Annotated in this window: 20 protein-coding genes; 14 read left to right on the forward strand and 6 right to left on the reverse strand. The window is 72.3% G+C overall.

Features of this window, described 5'->3' with window-relative positions:
• Nucleotides 1–88 precede the first annotated feature (88 nt).
• The 3 genes from AB0927_RS30435 (at nucleotide 89) to AB0927_RS30445 (ending at nucleotide 3,422) form a co-directional block, all read left to right on the forward strand.
• Nucleotides 89–1,642, forward strand: a complete 1,554-nt coding sequence (locus tag AB0927_RS30435; protein ID WP_366670978.1) for an alpha/beta hydrolase — start codon at nucleotides 89–91, stop codon at nucleotides 1,640–1,642.
• A gap of 73 nt (nucleotides 1,643–1,715) precedes the next feature.
• On the forward strand, nucleotides 1,716–2,783 hold the full coding sequence (locus AB0927_RS30440; protein ID WP_366670979.1) for a YihY/virulence factor BrkB family protein: 1,068 nt from the start codon (nucleotides 1,716–1,718) through the stop codon (nucleotides 2,781–2,783).
• 162 nt (nucleotides 2,784–2,945) lie between these two features.
• Nucleotides 2,946–3,422, forward strand: a complete 477-nt coding sequence (locus AB0927_RS30445; protein ID WP_366670980.1) for a hypothetical protein — start codon at nucleotides 2,946–2,948, stop codon at nucleotides 3,420–3,422.
• Between the two features lie 58 nt (nucleotides 3,423–3,480).
• Here AB0927_RS30445 and AB0927_RS30450 read toward each other — a convergent pair whose 3' ends face one another.
• Nucleotides 3,481–4,065: an adenylosuccinate lyase gene (locus tag AB0927_RS30450; RefSeq protein WP_366670981.1), complete on the reverse strand. Its 585-nt coding sequence runs from the start codon at nucleotides 4,063–4,065 to the stop codon at nucleotides 3,481–3,483.
• A gap of 402 nt (nucleotides 4,066–4,467) precedes the next feature.
• Here AB0927_RS30450 and AB0927_RS30455 point away from each other — a divergent pair, with 402 nt between their 5' ends.
• The 9 genes from AB0927_RS30455 (at nucleotide 4,468) to pssA (ending at nucleotide 15,432) form a co-directional block, all read left to right on the forward strand.
• Nucleotides 4,468–6,270 carry a 3-hydroxyacyl-CoA dehydrogenase family protein gene (locus AB0927_RS30455; protein ID WP_366670982.1) on the forward strand — a complete coding sequence of 601 codons (1,803 nt, stop codon included), beginning with the start codon at nucleotides 4,468–4,470 and terminating at the stop codon, nucleotides 6,268–6,270.
• Nucleotides 6,271–6,415: 145 nt separating this feature from the next.
• The gene (locus tag AB0927_RS30460; RefSeq protein WP_366670983.1) at nucleotides 6,416–7,234 is read left to right on the forward strand and encodes a TetR family transcriptional regulator; all 819 of its coding nucleotides are present in this window, start codon (nucleotides 6,416–6,418) and stop codon (nucleotides 7,232–7,234) included.
• A gap of 431 nt (nucleotides 7,235–7,665) precedes the next feature.
• Nucleotides 7,666–9,003, forward strand: coding sequence for a crotonyl-CoA carboxylase/reductase (gene ccrA, locus AB0927_RS30465; protein WP_366671004.1), 1,338 nt, complete (start codon nucleotides 7,666–7,668; stop codon nucleotides 9,001–9,003).
• A 9-nt stretch (nucleotides 9,004–9,012) separates the two neighbouring features.
• Nucleotides 9,013–11,055, forward strand: coding sequence for a protein meaA (locus tag AB0927_RS30470; protein ID WP_366670984.1), 2,043 nt, complete (start codon nucleotides 9,013–9,015; stop codon nucleotides 11,053–11,055).
• Nucleotides 11,052–12,017, forward strand: a complete 966-nt coding sequence (locus AB0927_RS30475; protein ID WP_366670985.1) for a CoA ester lyase — start codon at nucleotides 11,052–11,054, stop codon at nucleotides 12,015–12,017. The genes AB0927_RS30470 and AB0927_RS30475 overlap by 4 nt, the downstream gene beginning before the upstream one ends.
• A gap of 3 nt (nucleotides 12,018–12,020) precedes the next feature.
• Nucleotides 12,021–12,545, forward strand: coding sequence for a MaoC family dehydratase (locus AB0927_RS30480; RefSeq protein WP_225827565.1), 525 nt, complete (start codon nucleotides 12,021–12,023; stop codon nucleotides 12,543–12,545).
• Nucleotides 12,546–12,548: 3 nt separating this feature from the next.
• A complete protein-coding gene (locus AB0927_RS30485) occupies nucleotides 12,549–13,754 on the forward strand; it encodes an acyl-CoA dehydrogenase family protein (RefSeq protein ID WP_366670986.1) in 1,206 nt (401 codons plus the stop codon).
• A gap of 180 nt (nucleotides 13,755–13,934) precedes the next feature.
• Nucleotides 13,935–14,591, forward strand: coding sequence for a phosphatidylserine decarboxylase (locus AB0927_RS30490; protein WP_366670987.1), 657 nt, complete (start codon nucleotides 13,935–13,937; stop codon nucleotides 14,589–14,591).
• Between the two features lie 22 nt (nucleotides 14,592–14,613).
• Nucleotides 14,614–15,432 carry a CDP-diacylglycerol--serine O-phosphatidyltransferase gene (gene pssA / locus AB0927_RS30495; protein ID WP_366671005.1) on the forward strand — a complete coding sequence of 273 codons (819 nt, stop codon included), beginning with the start codon at nucleotides 14,614–14,616 and terminating at the stop codon, nucleotides 15,430–15,432.
• Nucleotides 15,433–15,522: 90 nt separating this feature from the next.
• Here the strand turns inward: pssA and AB0927_RS30500 are convergent, their stop codons facing one another.
• Nucleotides 15,523–16,641, reverse strand: a complete 1,119-nt coding sequence (locus AB0927_RS30500; protein WP_366671006.1) for a glycerate kinase — start codon at nucleotides 16,639–16,641, stop codon at nucleotides 15,523–15,525.
• Nucleotides 16,642–16,842: 201 nt separating this feature from the next.
• Here AB0927_RS30500 and AB0927_RS30505 point away from each other — a divergent pair, with 201 nt between their 5' ends.
• Complete coding sequence (locus AB0927_RS30505; protein ID WP_366670988.1) at nucleotides 16,843–17,916, forward strand: ADP-ribosylglycohydrolase family protein; 1,074 nt, start codon at nucleotides 16,843–16,845, stop codon at nucleotides 17,914–17,916.
• A 244-nt stretch (nucleotides 17,917–18,160) separates the two neighbouring features.
• The gene (locus tag AB0927_RS30510; RefSeq protein WP_366670989.1) at nucleotides 18,161–18,901 is read left to right on the forward strand and encodes a Sir2 family NAD-dependent protein deacetylase; all 741 of its coding nucleotides are present in this window, start codon (nucleotides 18,161–18,163) and stop codon (nucleotides 18,899–18,901) included.
• Between the two features lie 31 nt (nucleotides 18,902–18,932).
• Here AB0927_RS30510 and AB0927_RS30515 read toward each other — a convergent pair whose 3' ends face one another.
• From AB0927_RS30515 to AB0927_RS30530, 4 genes are all read right to left on the reverse strand, one after another.
• Nucleotides 18,933–19,430 (reverse strand): methylated-DNA--[protein]-cysteine S-methyltransferase, encoded by a 498-nt coding sequence (locus AB0927_RS30515; protein ID WP_366670990.1) that lies wholly within the window; start codon nucleotides 19,428–19,430, stop codon nucleotides 18,933–18,935.
• A 12-nt stretch (nucleotides 19,431–19,442) separates the two neighbouring features.
• Nucleotides 19,443–20,930, reverse strand: coding sequence for an AlkA N-terminal domain-containing protein (locus AB0927_RS30520; protein ID WP_366670991.1), 1,488 nt, complete (start codon nucleotides 20,928–20,930; stop codon nucleotides 19,443–19,445).
• Between the two features lie 84 nt (nucleotides 20,931–21,014).
• The gene (locus tag AB0927_RS30525) at nucleotides 21,015–21,884 is read right to left on the reverse strand and encodes a methylenetetrahydrofolate reductase (RefSeq protein WP_366670992.1); all 870 of its coding nucleotides are present in this window, start codon (nucleotides 21,882–21,884) and stop codon (nucleotides 21,015–21,017) included.
• 166 nt (nucleotides 21,885–22,050) lie between these two features.
• A complete protein-coding gene (locus AB0927_RS30530) occupies nucleotides 22,051–22,881 on the reverse strand; it encodes an enoyl-CoA hydratase/isomerase family protein (protein ID WP_366671007.1) in 831 nt (276 codons plus the stop codon).
• Nucleotides 22,882–22,891: the final 10 nt, after the last annotated feature.

Consider the following 22,891-nt stretch of genomic DNA (forward strand, 5'->3'; position numbering starts at 1 on the left):
ACACGTTCTGCGAGGGCCCTGCTTCGGGACGATGCGGCGAGAACCGTGATCGCGCGGTTCGCCCGACCGCTCCGTCCCGGGAGGACCCATGAGGAGACGCGCAGCCGTGCTGTGCGCGGCCGCCGCCGTCCTGGCGGGCTCGGTCACCGGAGTGCCGGCGCGGGCCGCCACCCCCGCGCCGCTCACCTGGAAGAAGTGCGCCACCGACGACTACCCGACGCTGGAGTGCGCGTCGCTGAAGGTGCCGCTGGACCACGCGAACCCCTCCGGCCGGCAGCTCACGCTCGCCCTGTCCCGCGTCCCGCACACCGCGCGCACCTCCCAGGGCCCGCTGCTGGTCAACCCCGGCGGCCCCGGGGGCAGCGGGCTCGAACTGGCCGGGTTCGTGGCTTCGGCGCTGCCGAAGGACGTGGCCGCGCGGTACGACGTCGTCGGCTTCGACCCGCGCGGGGTGGGCCGGAGCACCCCGGCCCTCGACTGCGCCCCCGGCCACTTCAAGCCGGTGCGCCCGGACACCGTGCCGGGCACGCCCGCGGTGGAGCGGGCGAACCTGGAGCGCGCGCGGTCCTTCGCCGCCGACTGCGGCAAGCGGTACGGCGACGTGCTGCCGTACCTGAACACCGTCAGCACCGCGCAGGACATGGACACCATCCGCGAGGCCCTCGGCGCGCCGCGGATCAGCTACTTCGGCTACTCGTACGGCACCTACCTCGGCGCGGTCTACGCCAAGCTGCACCCCGACCGGATCCGCAGACTGGTACTGGACTCGATCGTCGACCCGACCGGGGTCTGGTACGCGGACAACCTCGGCCAGGAGCGCGCCTTCGACGACCGGCACCGCGCGCTGATGGCCTGGATCGCCGGGTACGACGCGACGTACAAGCTCGGCACGGATCCCGCGAAGGTCGAGGCGGAGTGGTACGCCATGCGCTCGGCCCTCGCGAAGAAGCCGGCCGGGGGGAAGGTGGGCGCCGCCGAGCTGGAGGACACCTTCCTCCCGGGCGGCTACTACAACGGCTACTGGCCCTATCTCGCCGAGGCGTTCGCGGCGTACGTCCACGACAAGGAGACCGGGCCGCTGGTGGAGACGTACGACGACTTCGCCGGGGTGGACGCCTCCGGCGACAACGGCTACAGCGTCTACACGGCCGTGCAGTGCGGGGACACCGCCTGGCCACGCGACTGGGCGCGCTGGCGGCGGGACGCGTGGGACGTGTACGCGAAGTCGCCGTTCATGGCCTGGAGCAACGCCTGGTACAACGCGCCGTGCCTGTTCTGGCCGACGGGACGGAGCCGGCCGACGGACGTGGCCAACGGCAAGCTGCCGCCCACGCTGCTGTTCCAGGCGACGGAGGACGCGGCCACGCCGTACGCCGGGGGCGTCGCGGCCCATCGGCTGCTGGCCGGGTCCAGCCTGGTGGTCGAGCAGGGCGGCGGCAACCACGGCATCACGCTGAGCGGCAACGCCTGCCTGGACGGCTATCTGTCCGCCTATCTGGCCGACGGTACGGTGCCCCGCGGCTCCGGCACGGCCGACGCCGTGTGCGCCAAGTCCCCCGACCCGACGCCGCTCGCGTCGAAGACGGCCTCGACGGCCTCGCGCGGCTCGATCCTGCACGAGCTGCTGGGCTTCAGGGGATGAGGCCGGGCCGGCGGGCGCCTGCCGTCGCCGCCCGCCCCGCGGATGAGCCGAGGCGTCGGGGTACTCGGCCGCCATGGTGAAACCGCATCTTCCAGGACACAGGGACCACAGCGGCGGTGAGGACGAGCCGGAAAGCCGGGTGCCGTCGCCCGAGGAGGCCGGGCCGGGGCGGGACGTGGAGGAGAGGGCGCCGTCATCGCCGACGCAGTTGCCGAAGGCCGCGTGGGGGGCCGTGCTCAAGGGCAGCCTCAAGGAGTTCCAGAAGGACGAGCTGGCCGACCGCGCCGCGGCGCTGACCTACTACTCGGTGCTGGCGCTGTTCCCGGCGCTGCTGGTGCTGGTGTCCCTGCTCGGCATCACCGGCCGCTCGACCACCGACCGGCTGCTGGCCGAGATCAGACAGCTCGCGCCCGGCTCGGCGCGGGACGTCCTCACCCGGACCGTGGAGCAGCTCCAGCACAGCGCCGGAACCGGCTCGGTCCTGGCGATCGCGAGCCTCGTGGTGGCGCTGTGGTCGGCGTCCGGATACGTCGCGGCCTTCATCCGCTCCGCGAACGCCGTCTACGACGTGCCGGAGGGGCGCACGCTGTGGAAGCTGCTGCCGCTGCGGCTCGGGGTCACGGTGGTGCTGATGCTGCTGGCCCTGGTCTGCTCGGTGATCGTGGTCTTCAGCGGCGGCCTCGCCCGGCGCGCCGGGCAGGCGCTCGGCATGGGGGACGCGGCGCTGACGGCGTGGTCGATCGCCAAGTGGCCGGTGCTGGTCCTCCTGGTGGTGCTGATGATCGCGGTCCTGTACTGGGCGTGCCCGAACGCCAAGGTCAGGGGCTTCAAGTGGGTCTCCCCCGGCAGCTTCCTGGCCCTGGTCATCTGGATGGCCGCCTCCGCGGGCTTCGCGATCTACGTGGCGAACTTCGCGTCGTACAACAAGACCTACGGCACCATGGCGGGCGTCATCATCTTCCTGCTCTGGCTGTGGATCACCAATCTGGCGATCCTGCTGGGCCTGGAGTTCGACGCCGAGACCGCGCGCCAGCGGGCCGTCGCCGGGGGGCATCCGCCCGACTCCGCCGCGCCGTACACCGAACCCCGCTCCACCGACACGTGGGACGAGGACGACGTCCGCCGCATGACGGACGGCTGATCGGCGTCCGTGCGCCGGATGCGCGGGGGCGGTGCGCGGGATGTGCTTCCACTGCTCCTTGTCCGCTCCCCCGGCCTGCTGTCACCCTCGGCCTCAAGCCACCGCGAGCACGGTGTGTCGATAGTCGGTGACACCTCGCAGTCGGCACAGGGGGGACAGGGCATGGCGATCAAGTCCAGGTGCGTGGTGGCCGCGATGGCCGGCGTGGCGATGCTGGCCGCCGCGTCCGCCGCGACCGCGACGGCGGCTCAGACGGCGCGGCCGGCCGAAGCCGCGGCCTCGTGCGGCACGAGCGTCGACCCCAACAGCCGGATCCCGAGCAGCCGCCGGCACAACGGCCCCACCGTGCGGATCGGCGGGGCCACGGTCAGGGTGCGCTACGGCAACGCGAAGCAGGGCGCGCCGTACTACGTCTGGGCGGCGATCTCCGGCGCGCGCAAGGGGGACACGGTCGCGCTGGAGTGGGACGTCGACTACGGGTCGTGGGCGGACTTCGGCGTCTGCTCGGCGACCGTGCACTCGGGCAGCGGCCAGAACACCCGCGCGGTCAAGTACGTGCACGGCAAGGGCTGGCACCTGGAGGCGCAGGCCTGCGGGCGGCACGCCGGCCACCGGACGTGCACCGCCTACTGGCCCTGACCGCACGAGCCGCGGGCCGGGCGCCGAACCGCCCGGCCCGCCGTCACCCGGCCCGCCGTCACCCCGTGCGCTCCTCCTTCGGAAGACGCGCCAGCGCGTGCACCGCCGCCTCCGCGAGCGCCGGGTGGGCCAGGGCCTCCGACAGGACGCGCCGGGCCCGGGGGTCGCCGAGGACGCCGAGGCCCTCCACGCAGGCGAGGGCGACCCGCCGGTACGGGTCGTGCGGGCGCAGCCTGCGCTCCAGGGTGGTGATCAGCGCGGGCACGGACTCGGGGGCACGCAGGACGACGAGGAGCCGTACCGGGTGCAGGGCGTAGGCGACGCGGAGTTCGTTGGTGGCGAGGGTGGCGGCGGCGCGGGCGGTGCGGGGGTCGCCGAGCCGGGCCAGCGCGTGCGCGGCGCCGGCGCAGCGCGGGGGGTCGCGGTGGTTCAGCAGGAGCACCAGGGACTCGAAGGCGCGCCGGTCGCCCGCGCAGCCCAGCCGGAACGCGGCCAACTCCCTTGCCCACAGCGGTTGTCCGGGCACAGTGAGGACCTCCGCCAGTTCGTCGAGGTCCTCGGTCGACGACAGGGCGTCGAAGGCCGCCGAGCCCCCCGACTCCTGCCGTAAGCGCTCCGTGAGCGATCGCAACTCTTCGTCCACGGCATCAGGTTAAGCGCCTCGCGGGGGCAAAGGGAGACACCTGGCACACAAAGAACCCAACAGGGGGCTGGCGCGCTCGTTACCCACCGGTTAAGCTCATACGAGCGAGCAACCCTCTCGCACTCCGCTGGCGACGGTCTGGTGACGCGGCCGTCGCGGGCAAGGATCGGTTCGGTACGCCGTCGTGCGCCTCGTGCGCCAAGTACCGCTGGTACGACCCGGCTTCGGGACAGAGCCGGTCGGAACACCGCCGCTGCCGGGCGTCCAGACGCCCTCGGCACCGGCACCGGGCGTGTGCGCTCGTCAGCCCGGCAACACCCGCACTCCTTTTCCGCTCCGTGGTGCGCCTTCGGGCGCACCCGGCGCGTTCCTCGTCGTCACCCTCATCCCTGGAGTCCCGCGATGGCCACTCCCCTGTCCGACACCCCTCTGTCCCTCAAGAAGATCGCCGTCGTCGGCCTCGGCACCATGGGCACCGGCATCACCGAGGTCCTCGTGCAGGCCGGCCGCGAGGTCGTCGGCATCGACGTCAGCGAGGCCCAGGCCGCCCGCGCGCTGGCCGCCCTGGAGACCTCCACCGCCCGCTCGGTGCAGCGCGGCCGGCTCACCGAGGCCGAGCGCGCGGACGCCCTCGCCCGGCTGCGCACCTCCACCGACCTGGCCGCGGCGGCCGACGCCGACCTGGTGATCGAGGTGGCCCCGGAGTCGTACGAGATCAAGCACCAGATCTTCCGTGAACTGGACGGCGTCATTCGTCCGGAGACCATCCTCGCCACCGGCACCAACGCGCTCTCCGTCACCCGGCTCGCCGCCGACTCGGCCCGCCCCGAGCGCGTGCTCGGCCTGCACTTCTTCAACCCGGCCCCGGCGATGAGGCTGGTGGAGGTCGTCTCCTCGGTGCTGACCGCGCCGCAGGTCGTCGCCGCCGTCACGGACCTCGCGATCGAGCTGGGCAAGGAGCCCGTCGCGGTCGGCGACCGCCCCGGCTTCGTCGCCGACGGCCTGCTGTTCGGCTACCTCAACCAGGCCGCCGCGATGTACGAGGCCCGCTACGCCTCCCGGGAGGACATCGACGCGGCGATGCGGCTGGGCTGCGGCCTGCCGATGGGCCCGCTCGCGCTGCTCGACCTGATCGGCATCGACACCGCGCGCACCGTCCTCGACGCCATGTACGCCGAGTCCCGCGACCGGCTGCACGCCCCCGCCCCGATCCTCAAGCAGCTCAGCGAGGCGGGCCTGACCGGCCGCAAGTCCGGGCGCGGTTTCTACACCTACGAGGCGCCGGGCAGCGCCACCGTGGTGCCGGACGCGCTCACCCCGGCGGCGGACGGCACCCGCGCCCCGGGCCGCGAGGTCCGCTCGGTCGGCGTGGCCGGCTCCGGCACCATGGCGTCCGGCATCGCCGAGGTGTTCGCCAAGGCGGGCTACGACGTGGTCCTGGCCGCGCGCAGCGAGGAGAAGGCCGAGGCGGCCAAGGCCCGGATCGGCAAGTCCCTCGCCCGCTCCGTGGACAAGGGCCGGCTGACCGCCGAGGCGGCCGCCCAGACCCTGGACCGGATCACCCCGGCCGGCTCCTACGAGGCGTTCGCGGACGTCGACCTGGCCGTCGAGGCGGTCGCCGAGGACCTGGAGGTCAAGCGGCAGCTCTTCCAGGCGCTGGACAAGGTCTGCAAGCCCGGAGCGGTGCTCGCCACCACCACCTCCTCGCTGCCCGTCGTCGCCTGCGCCCGCGCCACCTCGCGCCCCCAGGACGTGATCGGCATGCACTTCTTCAACCCGGCCCCGGCCATGAAGCTGGTCGAGGTCGTGCGCACCGTGCTGACCGGCGACGACGTGCACGCCACCGTCCGTGAGGTCTGCCAAAAGATCCGCAAGCACGCGGTGGACTGCGGCGACCGGGCCGGGTTCATCGTCAACGCGCTGCTGTTCCCGTACCTGAACAACGCGGTCAAGATGGTCCAGGAGCACTACGCGACGCTGGACGACATCGACGCGGCGATGCGGCTCGGCGGCGGCTACCCGATGGGCCCGTTCGAGCTGCTGGACGTGGTCGGCCTGGACGTCTCGCTGGCCATCGAGAAGGTGCTGCACCGCGAGTTCCGGGACCCCGGACTCGCCCCGGCCCCGCTCCTGGAGCACCTGGTGGCCGCGGGCTGCCTCGGCCGCAAGACCGGCCGCGGCTTCCGCGAGTATGCCCGCCGCTGACGGCGTCGGCGACTGGTCCCCCGCGGAGACGGACTGGGGCGGGCTGCTCGGCCCCGCCACGGTCCCCCTTTCCGGCCCCGCGGGGCCGGACGGGGGAAACCGGGCTCCGGCACATGGCACCGGGTCCATGCAGTACGTTCGGGTCATGTCCCAGCCCGCCAAGTCCGCACGTACACCAGCTACGCCCGACGCGCCGGAAAGCGCCGCCGGCAGCCGCGCCGCCGCCCAGCGGCTCAAGATGCGCCGAGAACTGGCGGCCGCAGCCATGGAACTGTTCGCGACGAAGGGGTACGAGGCCACCACCGTCGACGAGATCGCGGCCGCGGCCGGCGTCGCCCGCCGCACCTTCTTCCGCCACTTCCGCTCCAAGGAGGAGGCGATCTTCCCGGACCACGACGACACCCTGGTCCGCGCGGAGGCGGTCCTCAAGGCGGCCCCGGCGCACGAGCACCCGCTCGACACGGTGTGCCGGGGCATCAAGGAGGTCATGCGGATGTACGCGGCGCAGCCCGACATCTCCGTGGCCCGCTACCGGCTCACGCGCGAGGTGCCCACCCTGCGCGAGGCCGAGATCGCCTCCGTCGCCCGCTACGAGCGCCTGTTCACCCGCTATCTGCTCGGCCACTTCGACGAGCGCGCGCACGCCGACGACGCCAACGACGACCCGCTGCTGGCCGAGGTCGCCGCCTCCGCGGTCGTCACCGCGCACAACCACGTGCTGCGGCGCTGGCTGCGCGCGGACGGCCACGGCGACGTCGAGGCGCAGCTCGACCACGCCTTCGCGATCGTCCGCAAGACCTTCGGCACCGGGATCGGCGCCGGCCGGAGCACGGCCGCCCGGCCGGCCCCCACCGCCCCCGCCACGGTCTCCGCGCACGGCGAGGTGCTCGTCACCGTCGCCCGCACCGACGCTCCCCTCGACGAGGTCATGCGCACCATCGAGGAGGCGCTGAAGGAGCGCTGACCCGCTTCTCCCGCTGTGATGACGGCCACCCTTCCGGGTGGCCGTTTTGGCATGTCAGAGGCCCTTTTCGAGCGGATTCCGAGGGCCGTTCGATCGATCATCGCTCATTTGTTACGTAAAGATTTCATCTGAGAGGAAGTCATGGCACTCGGTGCCTTGTCACCTGACACGCGGTGTCATACGTTGAAGGTGTCCGGGCGGCCGGCGAGCAGCGACCACTCGTTCGCCGGCTGTCCCCGCGGGCTCATGGCCTGCGCGCCCGGACGCCTGCGTCACAGGCAACCTCCCGCGCCACAAAGCGCTGCCGCAGCATCACCGAGCCGAACCGACGGCACGTTCCCCAAAACCCTCAGCAGCACGCACCCCAGCACCGACGAACCCTCAAGCGCCCCTCCCTCAGGGCGCTCACCGCCGGAGGCAACACCGTGACCGTGAAGGACATCCTGGACGCGATCCAGTCGAAGGACGCCACGTCCGCAGACTTCGCCGCACTCGAACTCCCCGAGTCGTACCGGGCGATCACCGTGCACAAGGACGAGACGGAGATGTTCGCGGGTCTGGAGACCCGCGACAAGGACCCGCGCAAGTCGATCCACCTGGACGACGTCCCCGTGCCGGAACTCGGACCGGGCGAGGCCCTGGTGGCCGTGATGGCCTCCTCGGTCAACTACAACTCGGTGTGGACCTCGATCTTCGAGCCGCTGTCCACCTTCAGCTTCCTGGAGCGCTACGGCCGCACCAACGAGCTGGCCAAGCGGCACGACCTGCCGTACCACATCATCGGCTCGGACCTCGCGGGCGTCGTCCTGCGCACCGGCCCCGGCGTCAACGCCTGGAAGCCCGGTGACGAGGTCGTCGCGCACTGCCTCTCGGTGGAGCTGGAGTCCTCCGACGGGCACAACGACACCATGCTCGACCCCGAGCAGCGCATCTGGGGCTTCGAGACCAACTTCGGCGGCCTCGCCGAGATCGCCCTCGTCAAGTCCAACCAGCTGATGCCGAAGCCGGACCACCTCAGCTGGGAGGAGGCCGCCGCCCCTGGCCTGGTGAACTCCACCGCCTACCGGCAGCTGGTCTCCCGCAACGGCGCCCAGATGAAGCAGGGCGACAACGTCCTGATCTGGGGCGCGAGCGGCGGCCTCGGCTCGTACGCGACGCAGTTCGCGCTCGCCGGCGGCGCCACCCCGATCTGCGTGGTTTCCAGCGAGCAGAAGGCCGAGATCTGCCGGAAGATGGGCGCCGAGCTGATCATCGACCGCAGCGCGGAGGACTACAGGTTCTGGCAGGACGAGCACACCCAGGACCCCCGGGAGTGGAAGCGCTTCGGCAAGCGCATCCGCGAGCTCACCGGCGGCGAGGACGTGGACATCGTCTTCGAGCACCCCGGCCGCGAGACCTTCGGCGCCTCGGTGTACGTCACCCGCAAGGGCGGCACCATCGTCACCTGCGCCTCCACCTCGGGCTACCAGCACGAGTACGACAACCGCTACCTGTGGATGTCCCTGAAGCGGATCGTCGGCTCGCACTTCGCCAACTACCGCGAGGCCTGGGAGGCCAACCGCCTCGTGGCCAAGGGCAAGATCCACCCCACCCTGTCGAAGGTGTACTCCCTGGAGGACACCGGCCAGGCCGCCTACGACGTCCACCGCAACCTGCACCAGGGCAAGGTCGGCGTCCTCTGCCTCGCGCCCGGCGAAGGCCTCGGCGTGCGCGATGAGGAGATGCGGGCCGAGCACATCGACGCCATCAACCGTTTCCGGAACATCTGAGAGCCGTAGATGACAGAGCGTCAGATCCCGAAGAGGGAGAAGGACCGTCCGTGGCTCATGCGGACGTACGCCGGCCACTCCACGGCCGAGGCGTCCAACGAGCTGTACCGGCGCAACCTCGCCAAGGGCCAGACGGGTCTGTCGGTGGCGTTCGACCTGCCCACCCAGACCGGCTACGACCCCGACCACATCCTCGCCCGCGGCGAGGTCGGCCGGGTGGGCGTGCCCGTCTCGCACGTCGGTGACATGCGCCGGCTGTTCCAGGACATCCCCCTGGAGCAGACGAACACCTCGATGACGATCAACGCCACCGCCATGTGGCTGCTGGCGCTCTACCAGGTCGTCGCCGAGGAGCAGGGTGCGGACATCACCAAGCTCCAGGGCACGACCCAGAACGACATCGTCAAGGAGTACCTGTCCCGCGGCACGCACGTCTTCCCGCCGGGACCCTCGCTCCGCCTGACGACGGACATGATCGCGTACACGGTCTCCCACATCCCGAAGTGGAACCCGATCAACATCTGCAGCTACCACCTGCAGGAGGCCGGGGCCACGCCGGTGCAGGAGATCGCGTACGCGATGTCCACCGCGATCGCCGTCCTGGACGCCGTGCGCGACAGCGGCCAGGTGCCGCAGGACCGCATGGGCGACGTGGTCGCGCGGATCTCCTTCTTCGTGAACGCGGGCGTCCGCTTCGTCGAGGAGATGTGCAAGATGCGGGCGTTCGGCCGCATCTGGGACCGGATCACCCGCGAGCGGTACGGCATCGAGGACCCGAAGCAGCGCCGCTTCCGCTACGGCGTCCAGGTCAACTCCCTCGGCCTGACCGAGGCACAGCCGGAGAACAACGTCCAGCGGATCGTCCTGGAGATGCTGGCGGTCACGCTGTCCAAGGACGCCCGCGCACGCGCCGTCCAGCTCCCGGCCTGGAACGAGGCGCTGGGCCTGCCCCGCCCCTGGGACCAGCAGTGGTCGCTGCGCATCCAGCAGGTGCTCGCCTACGAGAGCGACCTGCTGGAGTACGAGGACATCTTCGAGGGCTCGAAGGTGATCGAGGCCAAGGTGGCGCAGCTGGTCGCCGACTCCCTCGCGGAGATCGAGCGGATCCAGGAGATGGGCGGCGCGATGGCCGCCGTCGAGTCCGGCTACCTGAAGTCGCAGCTCGTCGCCTCGCACGCCGAGCGCCGGGCCCGGATCGAGTCCGGCGACGAGAAGATCATCGGCGTCAACGCCTTCCAGGGCACCGAGCCCAACCCGCTCACCGCCGACCTGGACACCGCGATCCAGACGGTGGACCCGGCGGTCGAGGCCCGGGTCATCGACTCGCTCCGGAACTGGCGGGACACCCGCTACCAGCCGCCGTTCAACCACCCGCGCCCCTGCAAGGCGCTGGAGCGGCTGAAGGAGGCCGCCCGGGGCACCGGAAACCTGATGGAGGCCACGCTGGAGTGCGCCCGCGCCGGGGCGACGACCGGCGAGTGGGCCGGGGCGCTGCGCGAGGTGTTCGGCGAGTACCGGGCGCCCACCGGGGTCTCCTCGGCGCCGGTGGCCGTGCCCGTCGAGGCCGGCTCGGCGCTCGCCGGGATCCGCGCCAAGGTGGACGCCACCGCCCGCGACCTGGGCGTCGGCAAGCTGCGCTTCCTGGTCGGCAAGCCCGGCCTGGACGGGCACTCCAACGGTGCCGAGCAGATCGCCGTACGCGCCCGCGACGCCGGCTTCGAGGTGGTCTACCAGGGCATCCGGCTCACCCCCGAGCAGATCGTGGACGCGGCCCTCGCCGAGGACGTGCACGCGGTCGGCCTGTCGATCCTGTCCGGCTCGCACGCCCAGCTGGTGCCGGACGTGCTCCAGCGGCTGCGTGTGGCGGGTGCCACAGACATCCCGGTGATCGCAGGTGGCATCATCCCGAACGGCGACGCCGAGCAGCTCCGGGCCGATGGAGTGGCCGCCGTCTTCACCCCGAAGGACTTCGACATCACCGGGATCATCGGCCGCATCGTCGACGAGATCCGGAAAGCGAACAAGCTCGACCCCCTGGAGGTCCCCGCATGACCACCCCTGTCAACCGCCTTCGCCCGCGCCGCTCCTGCCTGGCGGTACCGGGAAGCAACCCCCGCTTCCTGGAGAAGGCCCAGGGCCTCCCGGCGGACCAGGTCTTCCTCGACCTGGAGGACGCCTGCGCGCCGCTGGCCAAGCCCGAGGCGCGGCACACCATCGTCAAGTTCCTCAACGAGGGCGACTGGACGGGCAAGACGCGGGTGGTCCGCGTCAACGACTGGACGACCGAGTGGACGTACCGCGACGTCGTGACCGTCGTCGAGGGTGCCGGCCAGAACCTCGACTGCATCATGCTGCCGAAGGTGCAGAACGCCGAGCAGATCGTGGCCCTGGACCTGCTGCTCACGCAGATCGAGAAGACGATGGGCTTCGAGGTCGGCCGGATCGGCATCGAGGCGCAGATCGAGAACGCGCAGGGCCTGAACAACGTCAACGCGATCGCGCAGGCCTCCCCGCGCATCGAGACCATCATCTTCGGCCCGGCCGACTTCATGGCCTCCATCAACATGAAGTCCCTCGTCGTGGGCGAGCAGCCGCCCGGCTACCCGGCGGACGCCTACCACTACATCCTGATGAAGATCCTGATGGCCGCCCGCGCCAACGACCTCCAGGCGATCGACGGCCCCTACCTCCAGATCCGCAACGTCGACGGCTACCGCGAGGTCGCCCGGCGCGCCGCCGCGCTCGGCTTCGACGGCAAGTGGGTGCTGCACCCGGGCCAGGTCGAGGCCTCCAACGAGATCTTCTCGCCGTCCCAGGAGGACTACGACCACGCCGAGCTGATCCTGGACGCGTACGACTACTACACGTCCGAGGCCGGCGGCAAGAAGGGCTCCGCGATGCTCGGCGACGAGATGATCGACGAGGCCAGCCGCAAGATGGCGCTGGTCATCTCCGGCAAGGGCCGCGCCGCCGGCATGCGGCGCACCACCGCGTTCGAGATCCCGGAGGCCTGAGCGATGCAGTTCGGACGCACCTACGAGGAGTTCGAGGTCGGGGCGACGTACAAGCACTGGCCGGGCAAGACGGTCACGGAGTACGACGACCACCTGTTCTGTCTCCTCACCATGAACCACCACCCGCTCCACATGGACACGAACTACGCGGAGAAGACGACGGACTTCGGAAAGAACGTCGTCGTCGGGAACTACATCTACTCGCTGCTGCTCGGCATGTCCGTGCCGGACATCTCCGGCAAGGCGATCGCCAACCTGGAGATCGAGTCGCTCAAGCACGTGGCGCCGACCTTCCACGGCGACACGATCTACGGCCAGACGACCGTGCTGGACAAGTGGCCGTCGAAGTCGAAGAACGACCGCGGCATCGTCTACGTCGAGACCAAGGGCTACAAGCAGGACGGCACGCTGGTGTGCGTCTTCCGCCGCAAGGTGATGGTGCCGACCGAGACGTACATCAAGGAGCGCGGCGGCGAGCAGCCGGGCCGCCCCGAGCTCAACGCCCCCACCGAAAAGACGGAGAAGTAGGCCATGGCCCGTCTCGCCCAGACCGCCGGTCTGACCGACGTCCAGCAGGAGATCGTCTCCACCGTCCGGGACTTCGTCGACAAGGAGATCATCCCGGTCGCGACCGAGCTGGAGCACCGCGACGAGTACCCGCAGCAGATCGTGGACGGCCTCAAGGAGCTGGGGCTGTTCGGTCTGATGATCCCCGAGGAGTACGGGGGCCTGGGCGAGTCGCTGCTCACCTACGCGCTGTGCGTGGAGGAGATCGCCCGCGGCTGGATGTCGGTGTCCGGCATCATCAACACCCACTTCATCGTCGCGTACATGCTCAAGCAGCACGGCACGCGGGAGCAGAAGGACCACTTCCTGCCGCGGATGGCGGCCGGTGACATCCGGGGCGCCTTCTCGATGTCGGAGCCGGCCCTCGGCTCCGACGTGTCGGCGATCACCTCCAAGGCGGTCAAGGAGGGCGACGAGTACGTCCTGACCGGCCAGAAGATGTGGCTGACCAACGGTGGCACGTCGTCCCTCGTGGCCGTCCTCGTGCGCAGCGACGAGGGCCACCCGGAGGGCACGGCCCCGCACAAGTCCATGACCACCTTCCTGGTCGAGAAGGAGCCGGGCTTCGGCGAGGTCCGTCCGGGCCTCACCATCCCCGGCAAGATCGAGAAGATGGGCTACAAGGGCGTCGACACCACCGAGCTGATCATGGACGGGCTGCGGATCCCGGCCGATCGGGTGCTCGGCGGCGTCACCGGCCGAGGTTTTTACCAAATGATGGACGGCGTGGAGGTCGGCCGGGTCAATGTCGCGGCCCGTGGCTGCGGCGTCGCCCAGCGCGCCTTCGAGCTGGGGGTGCGGTACGCCCAGCAGCGGCACACCTTCGGCAAGCCGATCGCCCAGCACCAGGCCATCCAGTTCAAGCTGGCCGAGATGGCGACCAAGGTCGAGGCCGCCCACGCGATGATGGTCAACGCGGCCCGCAAAAAGGACTCCGGGCAGCGTAACGACCTGGAGGCCGGCATGGCGAAGTACCTCGCCTCCGAGTACTGCAAGGAGGTCGTGGAGGACGCCTTCCGCATCCACGGCGGCTACGGCTTCTCCAAGGAGTACGAGATCGAGCGACTCTACCGCGAGGCGCCGATGCTGCTCATCGGTGAAGGTACCGCCGAGATCCAGAAAATGATCATCGGCCGCAGGTTGCTCGAAGAGTATCGATTCCAGGGCTGAATGTCCGCATACGGGGTGTTTTCTTCGAGGGGAAGATCACACCCCGTACAGGTTATTCCGTCGGTCTTCGGCCTTCGACTCGGCTTCCTGGCTTGCCCAGTTGTGGTCCGCGACCGGTACGATCCCGGAAAAGCCGCCGTCCCCCGTCTTGCGCGGCATCATCCGCTACGAAGGTCATCCATGCCCCACAGCCAAACCTCTGCACCTCGCGACAGCCGAGCCGGCGTACGCCTCGCGCGCGGAGCATCGCCGTGGCTTCTCCCGACCGTCGCCACCGCAGCCCTCAGCCTGGCCCGCGCCCGCCGCTCGGGCGTCGCCAAGGCCGTCGCCGTACCCGCCACCGCACTGGCGGCGGGCATGCTGTGGTTCTTCCGCGACCCCGAGCGTGAGATCGCCCAGGGCCGGGTCATCTCCCCGGCCGACGGTGTGGTGCAGAGCATCATGCCCTGGAAGGACGGCCGCACCCGCGTCGCCATCTTCATGAGCCCGCTCAATGTCCACGTCAACCGTGCGCCGCTCGCGGGCACCGTGACGTCGGTCGAGCACATCCCCGGCGGCTTTGTTCCGGCTTTCAACAAGGAGAGCGAGAACAACGAGCGCGTAGTCTGGCATTTCGACACCGAACTCGGCGACATCGAGATGATCCAGATCGCCGGCGCGGTGGCCCGCCGCATCGTGCCCTACCTCCCTGGGGGCACGAAGGTCGAGCAGGGCGACCGTATCGGTCTGATCCGCTTCGGCTCGCGTGTCGACCTCTACCTGCCCGAGGGCGTGGAGGTGGCGGTCGAGGTCGGACAGAAGACCGTGGCTGGGGTGACTCGCATTGACCGTGATTGATCCGGAGACCCAGGCGAACTGGGTGCCCGAGGCCGACGAGCTGGACGAAGAGGAGGAGATGCCGCTCTCGCTCCGCCTGTCGATAGCGGACACCCTCACCCTCGGCAACGCCACGTGCGGGTTCATGGCGGTGTACTTCACCACCACCGGCATCCTGATCCCGCACCTCACCGGCAGCCAGGAGTCCGGCATGGCCCGCCACAGCGCGGCCACGGCGGTCATCCTGATGCTCTGCGCGGCGGTCTTCGACCTGTTCGACGGCCTGGTGGCGCGCAAGCTGCGGTCCTCGCCGATGGGTGCGGAGCTGGACAACCTCTCCGACCTGATCAGCTTCGGCCTGGCGCCGGCGTACTTCGTCCTCGTCTACGGCATGGTCGCGGACGACGCGCACCAGAGAGTGGCGGCGCTCGGGGCGATCGTGGTGCTCCTGGCCGTCGTCCTGCGGCTCGCCCGCTTCTCGTGCGTGACGATGAAGGACGGCGTGTTCCAGGGCATGCCCTCGCCGTTCGGCGCGCTCACCGTCGTCTCGATCGTGCTCCTTGAGCTGCCGTTCGTGGCGACGCTGCTGGCGATCGTGGGCACCGCCTGGCTGATGGTGAGCCGGGTGGAGTACCCGAAGCCGCGGGGGCGCCTCGCCGGGGCCATGCTCTCCTGGATCGTCCTGTCCATGGGTCTGCTGGCCGCCTGGGCCTTCGACGCGCCCAGCGGACAGCTGCTCCTCCAGACGGGCTGCGCGCTCCAGCTCGTCATGGGCGCGGTGATCCCCCTGTTCGCCACGGCCCGCCGGGTGAACAACTTCCGCGACAACCGCCGGGAAGCGCGAGCGGCGCAACTGCCGTAACGGCGTCCTGGCCGAGGGCCCCGAACCCAGGGTTGGATGGGTTGGGGGCCCTTTTCGTGTCCGTCTCCGCGGGCGGGCCCCCCGGGCGGGTCAGGCGAGGAAGTCCTCGGCGATCCGGGACGCGACACGTTCGAGGAGCGGCCCCGCCTCCGCGATACAGCGGGCGGCATCGGGCTCGACGGACGTCAGGGGGTAGGCCCGGGTGATACCGGCCTTCCGCAGCGCCGGCTCCGCCAGGGCCAGCCGTCCGCACACCGCCACCACCTCCTTGCCGGCGGCCCGCGCGGCCGCCGCCACGCCCGCCGGGGCCTTGCCGCGCAGGGTCTGCGCGTCCAGCGCGCCCTCGCCGGTGATCACCAGCGACGCGCGGGCCAGCGCGGGCGCGAAGCCGAGGACGTCGAGCATGAACCCGATCCCGGACCGGAACCGCGCGCCGAGCAGCAGCGCGCCGTAGCCGACGCCGCCCGCCGCCCCCGCGCCCGGCGCCGTGGCGCGCTCCGCCGCCCGCGGCCCGGCCTCGGCCGCCAGCACCTTCACGTAGTGCGCGAGCGCGGCGTCCAGGGCCCGTACGTCGGCCGGCGAGGCCCCCTTCTGCGGGCCGTACACCGCGGCGGCGCCCGCCGGCCCGGTCAGGGGGTTGTCGACGTCGCCGGCCAGCACGAGCGAGACGGACTCCAGGCGGGGGTCCAGGCCGGAGAGGTCGGCGCGGGCGAGCCGGGCGAGACCGCTGCCGCCCGGCGGCACCGGCTCACCGTCCTCCCCGAGGAACCGCGCCCCGAGCGCCGTCAGCATCCCGGCGCCGCCGTCCGTGGTGGCGCTGCCGCCGACGCCGAACACGATCGTGTGCGCCCCCGCGTCCAGCGCGGCCCGCAGCAGCTCGCCGGAGCCGTACGTCGAGGCGGTCAGCGGCGCGAGGACGCCGGCCGGCAGCCGGTGCAGCCCGCTCGCCTCGGCCATCTCCACCACCGCGGTACCGGCCCGCAGCGCGAACGCCGCCGTCACCTCGTCCCCCAGGGGCCCCGCGACCCGCACCGCGCGGCGCTCGAACCCGGCCGCGACCGCCGCGGCCACGGTCCCGTCACCGCCGTCCGCCACGGGCAGCGCCTCGACCACCAGGTCCGGCACCACCCGCCGCAGCCCGGCCGTCACCCGCTCGGCGACCTCCACGGCCGTCAGCGAGCCCTTGAACTTGTCCGCGGCGACGAGCACCCGAGGGGTCTCGTCCCGTGCGGTCTGCGCCACCTGCCATCCCCTTGTTCTCCGGGCCACTCGTCTGGATCATGCCGGGCTCGCGGGCCCTGGTGCCTGGTCCGGCCTGATCCAGACGAAAGACCCTAGCCCCGGCCGCCGCGCGCCGCCATGCCCGGCCACGGGCTGGGCGGAACCGGGGAAAACGGGTAGACGCCAGCCATGAGCAGCGACCACCCGGAACCCACGGCACTCGCCGACCGGATCCACGGCGGCTGGCTCGGCCGGATCGCGGGCAACATGCTCGGCAAGCCGGTCGAGCAGGGCGAGGTGTGGACCCGCGAGCGCATCGGCCGCTACCTCGGGCGCCGCGGCGCGCTCCCGCTCACCGACTACCTGCCCGAGCCCGCCGACCCGGCCGACGCCGCCGCGCTGCGCCCGGAGTGGCGCGAGTGCGTCCGCGGCCGGATCCACGGCAGCTGCCGCGACGACGACGTGGACTACACGATCCTCGGACTGCACCTGCTGGAGACGCGTGGCTTCGCCTTCAGCACCGAGGACGTCGGCGAACTGTGGCTGCTGCGGCTGCCGTATCTGCAGACCTTCACCGCGGAGCGGGCCGCGTACCGCAACCTCGCCCAGGGCCTGCGGCCGCCGCTGACGGCGACGTACGACAACCCGTACCAGGAGTGGATCGGCGCCCTCATCCGCGCGGACGTCTTCGGCTGGACCTGCCCCGGCGACCCCGCCCGCGCGGCCGGTCTGGCCCGCCGCGACGCCGTGCTCTCCCACACCGGCAACGGCGTCTACGGCGCCATGTTCGCGGCCGCGCTGATCGCGGCCGCCTTCACCGCGCCGACCGTACGGACCGCGCTGGAGGGCGGGCTCGGCGTGATCCCGGAGAGCAGCCGCCTGGCCCGTGCCGTGCGCCGCGTCATGTCGCTGCACGAGGCCGGGCTGAGCTGGGCGGACACGGTGGACACCGCGACCGCGGAGAGCGCCGGAGGCTGGCTCCACACCGTCCCGAACGCGGCCGTCCTCACCGCGGGGCTGCTGTACGGCGACGACGACTTCACCCGCACCGTCGCGCTCACCGTGTGCGGCGGCCTGGACACCGACTCCAACGGGGCGACGGCGGGCTCGGTGGCCGGCGTCCGCACCGGCGCCGCCGCCCTTCCCGGCCACTGGAAGGACCCGCTCGACGACACGGTCCGCAGCGCGGTCTTCGGCTTCGACGGAGCGCGGATCAGCGCGCTGGCCGAACGCACCGCGCGCCTGGCGACGACCGGTTCGTAGCGGGGCGGGTGCTGCTGGTGGAGCCCAACTACCGTGCGGGATGGGAGACTTCCGGGCGGGACGGTGGAGTCGGACAGGGGGTGGACGCCCTGGACTGGGTGCCCGGTGCGGCACGGCCGCCGCTGGTGGCGTACTCGCCGACGGCTCCGGTCCGGCGGAGCTGGAGGACGGCCACCGGGCGGGCTGAGCCGCAGGAACCGATATCCGCTCGCCCCGGCGGTCCGGGCGCCCTACCCTCGGCCCCATGGGCAAGCCTCTCGTGGCCATTCTCAGTGGCGCAGGTATCTCCACCGACTCCGGAATCCCCGACTACCGGGGCCCCAACGGCTTGTGGCGGCGCGATCCCGAGGCGGAGAAGCTCGTCACGTACGAGTACTACATGGGCGATCCGGAGATCCGCCGCCGGTCCTGGCTGATGCGGCGGGACACCCGGGCGCTGCGGGCCGAGCCCAACGCCGCCCACCGGGCCGTCGCCGAGCTGGAGCGGTCGGGGGTGCCGGTCCGGGTGATCACGCAGAACGTGGACGGGCTGCACCAGCTCGCCGGGATGCCCGCCCGCAAGGTGCTCGAACTGCACGGCACCGCCCGGGAGTTCGTCTGCACCCGGTGCCATGCGCGCGGGCCGATGGACGAGGCCCTGGACCGTCTCGACGCCGGTGAGGACGATCCCCCGTGCCGGGAGTGCGGCGGCATCCTGAAGACCGCCACCGTGATGTTCGGCGAACGTCTGGACCCGGTGGTGCTCGGCGAGGCCGTGGCCGTCACCAAGGCCTGCCAGGTGTTCATAGCCGTCGGCAGCAGCCTCCAGGTGCAGCCCGCCGCCGGCCTCGCGGGGGTCGCCGCCGACCACGGCGCCCGCCTGGTCGTCGTCAACGCGGAACCGACGCCGTACGACGACCGGGCGGCCGAAGTGGTCCGCGAGCCCATCGGGACCGCGCTGCCCCGGCTGCTGGCCGCCCTGGCCGAGGACCCGGCGGCCGGCTGACCGGCGGCCGGCTGACCGGCGGCCGGCCCACTCAGAACAGGGCCATGTCCGCGCCGCGTTCGAAGTCCAGCAGGCGGCGCTTGCGGTCGAGGCCGCCGCCGTAGCCGGTGAGGCTGCCGTCGGTGCCGACGACGCGGTGGCAGGGCACGATGATGCCCACCGGGTTGCGGCCGTTGGCGAGGCCGACGGCGCGGGAGGCGCCGGGACTGCCGAGGGCGTCGGCGAGTTGGCCGTAGGTGCGGGTCTCGCCGTAGGGGATGCGGCTGAGCTGTTCCCAGACGCTGCGCTGGAACGGGGTGCCGCGCAGGTTCAGTTCGACGGTGAACTCGCGCAACTCGCCCGCGAAATAGGCCGCGAGCTGTTCCCGCGCCGCGGCGAAGCAGCGCGGGGAGTCGTCGCGCGGGCCGAAGCTCTCCTCGGGCGGGCGGTGCCGCTGGCCGGTCATGTAGAGGCCGCACAGGGCACCGTCGTCGGCGGCGACCAGGGTGAGGTGACCGTACGGGCTGTCGGTCACGGTATGGCACGTCACGGGGGCACCTTCTCACACGGGGAGGAAGTTGATCGGGTGGCTGTCGGTCGCCCACAGGTACTGCACCGCGTACGCCCGCCACGGGCGCCACGCCTCGGCGCGGGCGGTGAGCGCCGCGGGGGTGGACGGCAGGCCGAGCGCGCCCGCCGCGCGCCGGATGCCGAGGTCGGTGGGGAGGAAGGCGTCCGGGTCGCCGAAGGCGCGCATGGCGATGACGTCGGCCGTCCAGGGGCCCAGGCCGGGCAGCGCGAGCAGCCGGGCGCGGGCCTCGGCCCAGTCGGACTCCACCCCCAGGTGGAGGGTGCCGTCCGCGAGGCGGCCCACCAGGGTGGTGAAGGTGGTGCGCCGGGTGCGGGGCATCGCCAGGGTCCCGGGGTCGACGGCGGCCAGCGCCTCGGGCGACGGGAAGAGGTGGGTGAGTCCGCCCTCGGGGTCGTCCAGGGGCTTGCCGTGGGCGGTGACCAGCCGGGCCGCGTGGGTGCGGGCGGCGGCGGTGGACACCTGCTGTCCCAGGACGGCCCGGACGGCGAACTCGGCCTCGTCCACCGTGCGCGGCACCCGGCGGCCCGGCGCCTTGTCGACCAGCGGGGCGAGCAGCGGGTCGGTGCGCAGCCGGTCGTCGACGGCGACCGGGTCGGCGTCCAGGTCGAGCAGCCTGCGGCAGCGGCTGATCGCCACCGCGAGGTCGCGCAGGTCGCTGAGGGTGAGGCGGCAGGCGATGTGGTCGGGGCGGGGGCTGAGGGCGACGATGCCGTGGCCGTACGGCAGCCGGAGGGTGCGGCGGTAGGCGCCCTCGCGCCACTCCTCGACGCCGGGTACGGCCGTCGCGGCGAGGTGGCCGAAGAGGTTGTCCGGGTTGAGCGGGGCGCGGAAGGGCAGGCGCAGGCCGAGGGCGCCCGGGGCGCTGTCGCCCGGCGCGCGGCCGGCCGGTACGCGGTGGCGCAGCTCGGTCGGGGAGAGGGCGAAGACCTCGCGGACGGTGTCGTTGAAGGCGCGGATGGAGGCGAAACCGGCCGCGAAGGCGATCTCCGCCATGGGCAGCGCGGTGGTCTCGATGAGCAGCCGCGCGGTCTGGGCGCGCTGGGCGCGGGCGAGCGCGAGGGGACCGGCGCCCAGCTCGGCGAGGAGCTGCCGCTCCACCTGGCGGGTGCTGTAGCCGAGCCGGGCGGCGAGGCCGGGCACGCCCTCGCGGTCCACGACGCCGTCGGTGATCAGGCGCATGGCGCGGGCCACCAGGTCGGCGCGCTGGTTCCACTGCGGTGAGCCGGGGCTGGTGTCCGGGCGGCACCGCTTGCAGGCCCGGAACCCGGCCTGCTGGCAGGCGGCCGCGCTCGGGTAGAACGTCATGTTCCGCGGCTTCGGGGGGACGACGGGGCAGCTTGGCCGGCAGTAGATCCGGGTGGTCAGCACGGCCGTGTAGAACCATCCGTCGAACCGCGCGTCCTTGGACTGCACGGCGCGCACGCAATGCTCCCGGTCGAGGTGCGTCGCTGTCTGCATGTCTCCAGGATGACCAGCGCTAACGCGGGGCGCTGGCGGATTTCCGACACGTACGCCGGGCGGTGCGCGGGCGTTCTCGCGTTCCTACCGGGCCCGCCGCCGGAAGGCGCCGACCCACTCCGCCGTGGTGCCCAGCCCGCCGAACGTGTAGAAGTGCACCTTGACCACGCCGTGGCGCGCGGGGTCGTACCGTTCGCTCAGCGCGTGCAGGAAGCGGTCGGGGCCCGCGGTGCCCAGCAGGTTGGTCAGGGAGAAGCCGTACTTGCGGGCGACGGAGGCGCTGGTGCTGACGCCGAAGCGGGTGGCGTAGCCGACGAGGCGGCGGATGCCCGCGGGGCCGGGCACGCCGATGCGGACGGGGAGGTGGACGCCCCGGGCGCGGACGGCCTCCAGCCAGCGCAGGACCGGTTCGGCGTCGAAGCCGAACTGGGTGATGACGTCGCCGGTGAAGGGCCCGGCGCCGATGGCCGCCGCCTTGTCGGTGAGCGCCGACCACAGCGCGGGGCCGGTGATCGCGGGGTGGCCCTCGGGGTAGCCGCTGATGCCGATGTGGCGCACGCCGTAGCGCTGGAGCAGTCCGGTGCGGATGACGGCGAGGGCGTCCTCGTACGGGCCTTCGGGGCGGGCGGGGTCGCCGCCGACGACGAAGACGTTGTCCGCGGTGCCGTCGGCGGCGAGGCCCGCGAGGAACTCCTCCAGGGCGGCGGGCGAGGGCAGTCGGCGGGCGGAGATGTGGGGCACGGGCACGAAGCCGAGCCGGCGGACCGCGCGGGCCGCGGCGAGCCGGGTGGCGTGGTCCTCGCCGGCGAGGAAGGTGACGTTGATCCGGGTGCCCTGCGGGATGCTGCCGCGCGCCGCCTCCAGTGCGGGCACGTCCTTGCCGGTCATCTCCAGCGAGAAGTCGTCCAGCAGGGCGGTGCCCACCGCGGCGGGGGCGGTGACGGCGGGGTTCATCGGTCTCCTTGCGGCTCGGGCGCTGCGGGGCTGGCCGGCCGGGGGTGGCGGCCCCGGCCGATGATGCCACGCGGCCCGGTACGCGCCGCGCAGGCCCCTGCCGGTGGCCGCGGGTCACCGGCAGGGGGTGACGGCCCCGTCACGGTGCGGGACGGAGCCGGGCCGGTCAGGAGGGGACCGGCGCGGGGGGCGGGGCCGGCTGGCCGGCCTGGGCGAGGCCCAGTTGCGCGCTGAGCAGGTGGGCGTCGAGCAGGCCCACCTCGGAGGTGCGGGCGGCCCGCGCGTAGCCGTTCAGCATGCGCTTGGTGAGGACGAGGGCCTCGGGCGCGCGTCGCAGCAGCGGTCTGATCCAGGCGTCGACCGCCGCGTCCAGGGAGTCCCGGGGCGCGACCTTGTGCAGCAGGCCGATCCGCTGGGCGGTGGCCGCGTCGAAGTTCTCGCAGGTCAGCATGAGTTCCCGGATGCGGGAGACGCCGGCCTCGGCGACCAGCCGGCCCATGGCGCCGCCCCAGGCGGGGGGCAGGCCGAGGGCTACCTCGGGCATGCGGAACCGGCAGTCGTCGGCGCCCGCGCGCAGGTCGCAGTAGGAGGCGAGGGCGAGGCCCGCGCCGATGACCCGGCCGTGCAGCCTCGCGACGGTGATCGCGTGGGTGTTCTCCAGGGCCTCGCACACGCGCAGCGCCTTGTCGTTCATGCGGCGCAGGGCGGTGCCGGTGGGATCGTGTGCCAGCGCCGTCTGGAACTCGGTGCGCTCGGCGCCCAGGTTGAAGTCGTCGCCCGCCCCGGTCAGCAGCAGGACACGGATGTCCGGCCGGTCGTGGAGGGCGTCGAGGACGGCGAGGAGGTCGTCGAGGGCGGCGACCGTGAGGGTGTTGTCCTTCGGCGTGGCGCCGAGCCGGACCCTCAGCACGGGTCCGTCGGCGTCCGCCTGGATCGCCGTGACGGCGAAGGGACGGCGGGGGGCGGCCGGTACGGCCGTCGCGGGTATGCCGGTCATGTCGGCGGTG

Origin of the sequence: Streptomyces sp. NPDC048106 (assembly GCF_040706415.1) — a bacterium.
Lineage (GTDB): Bacteria > Actinomycetota > Actinomycetes > Streptomycetales > Streptomycetaceae > Streptomyces.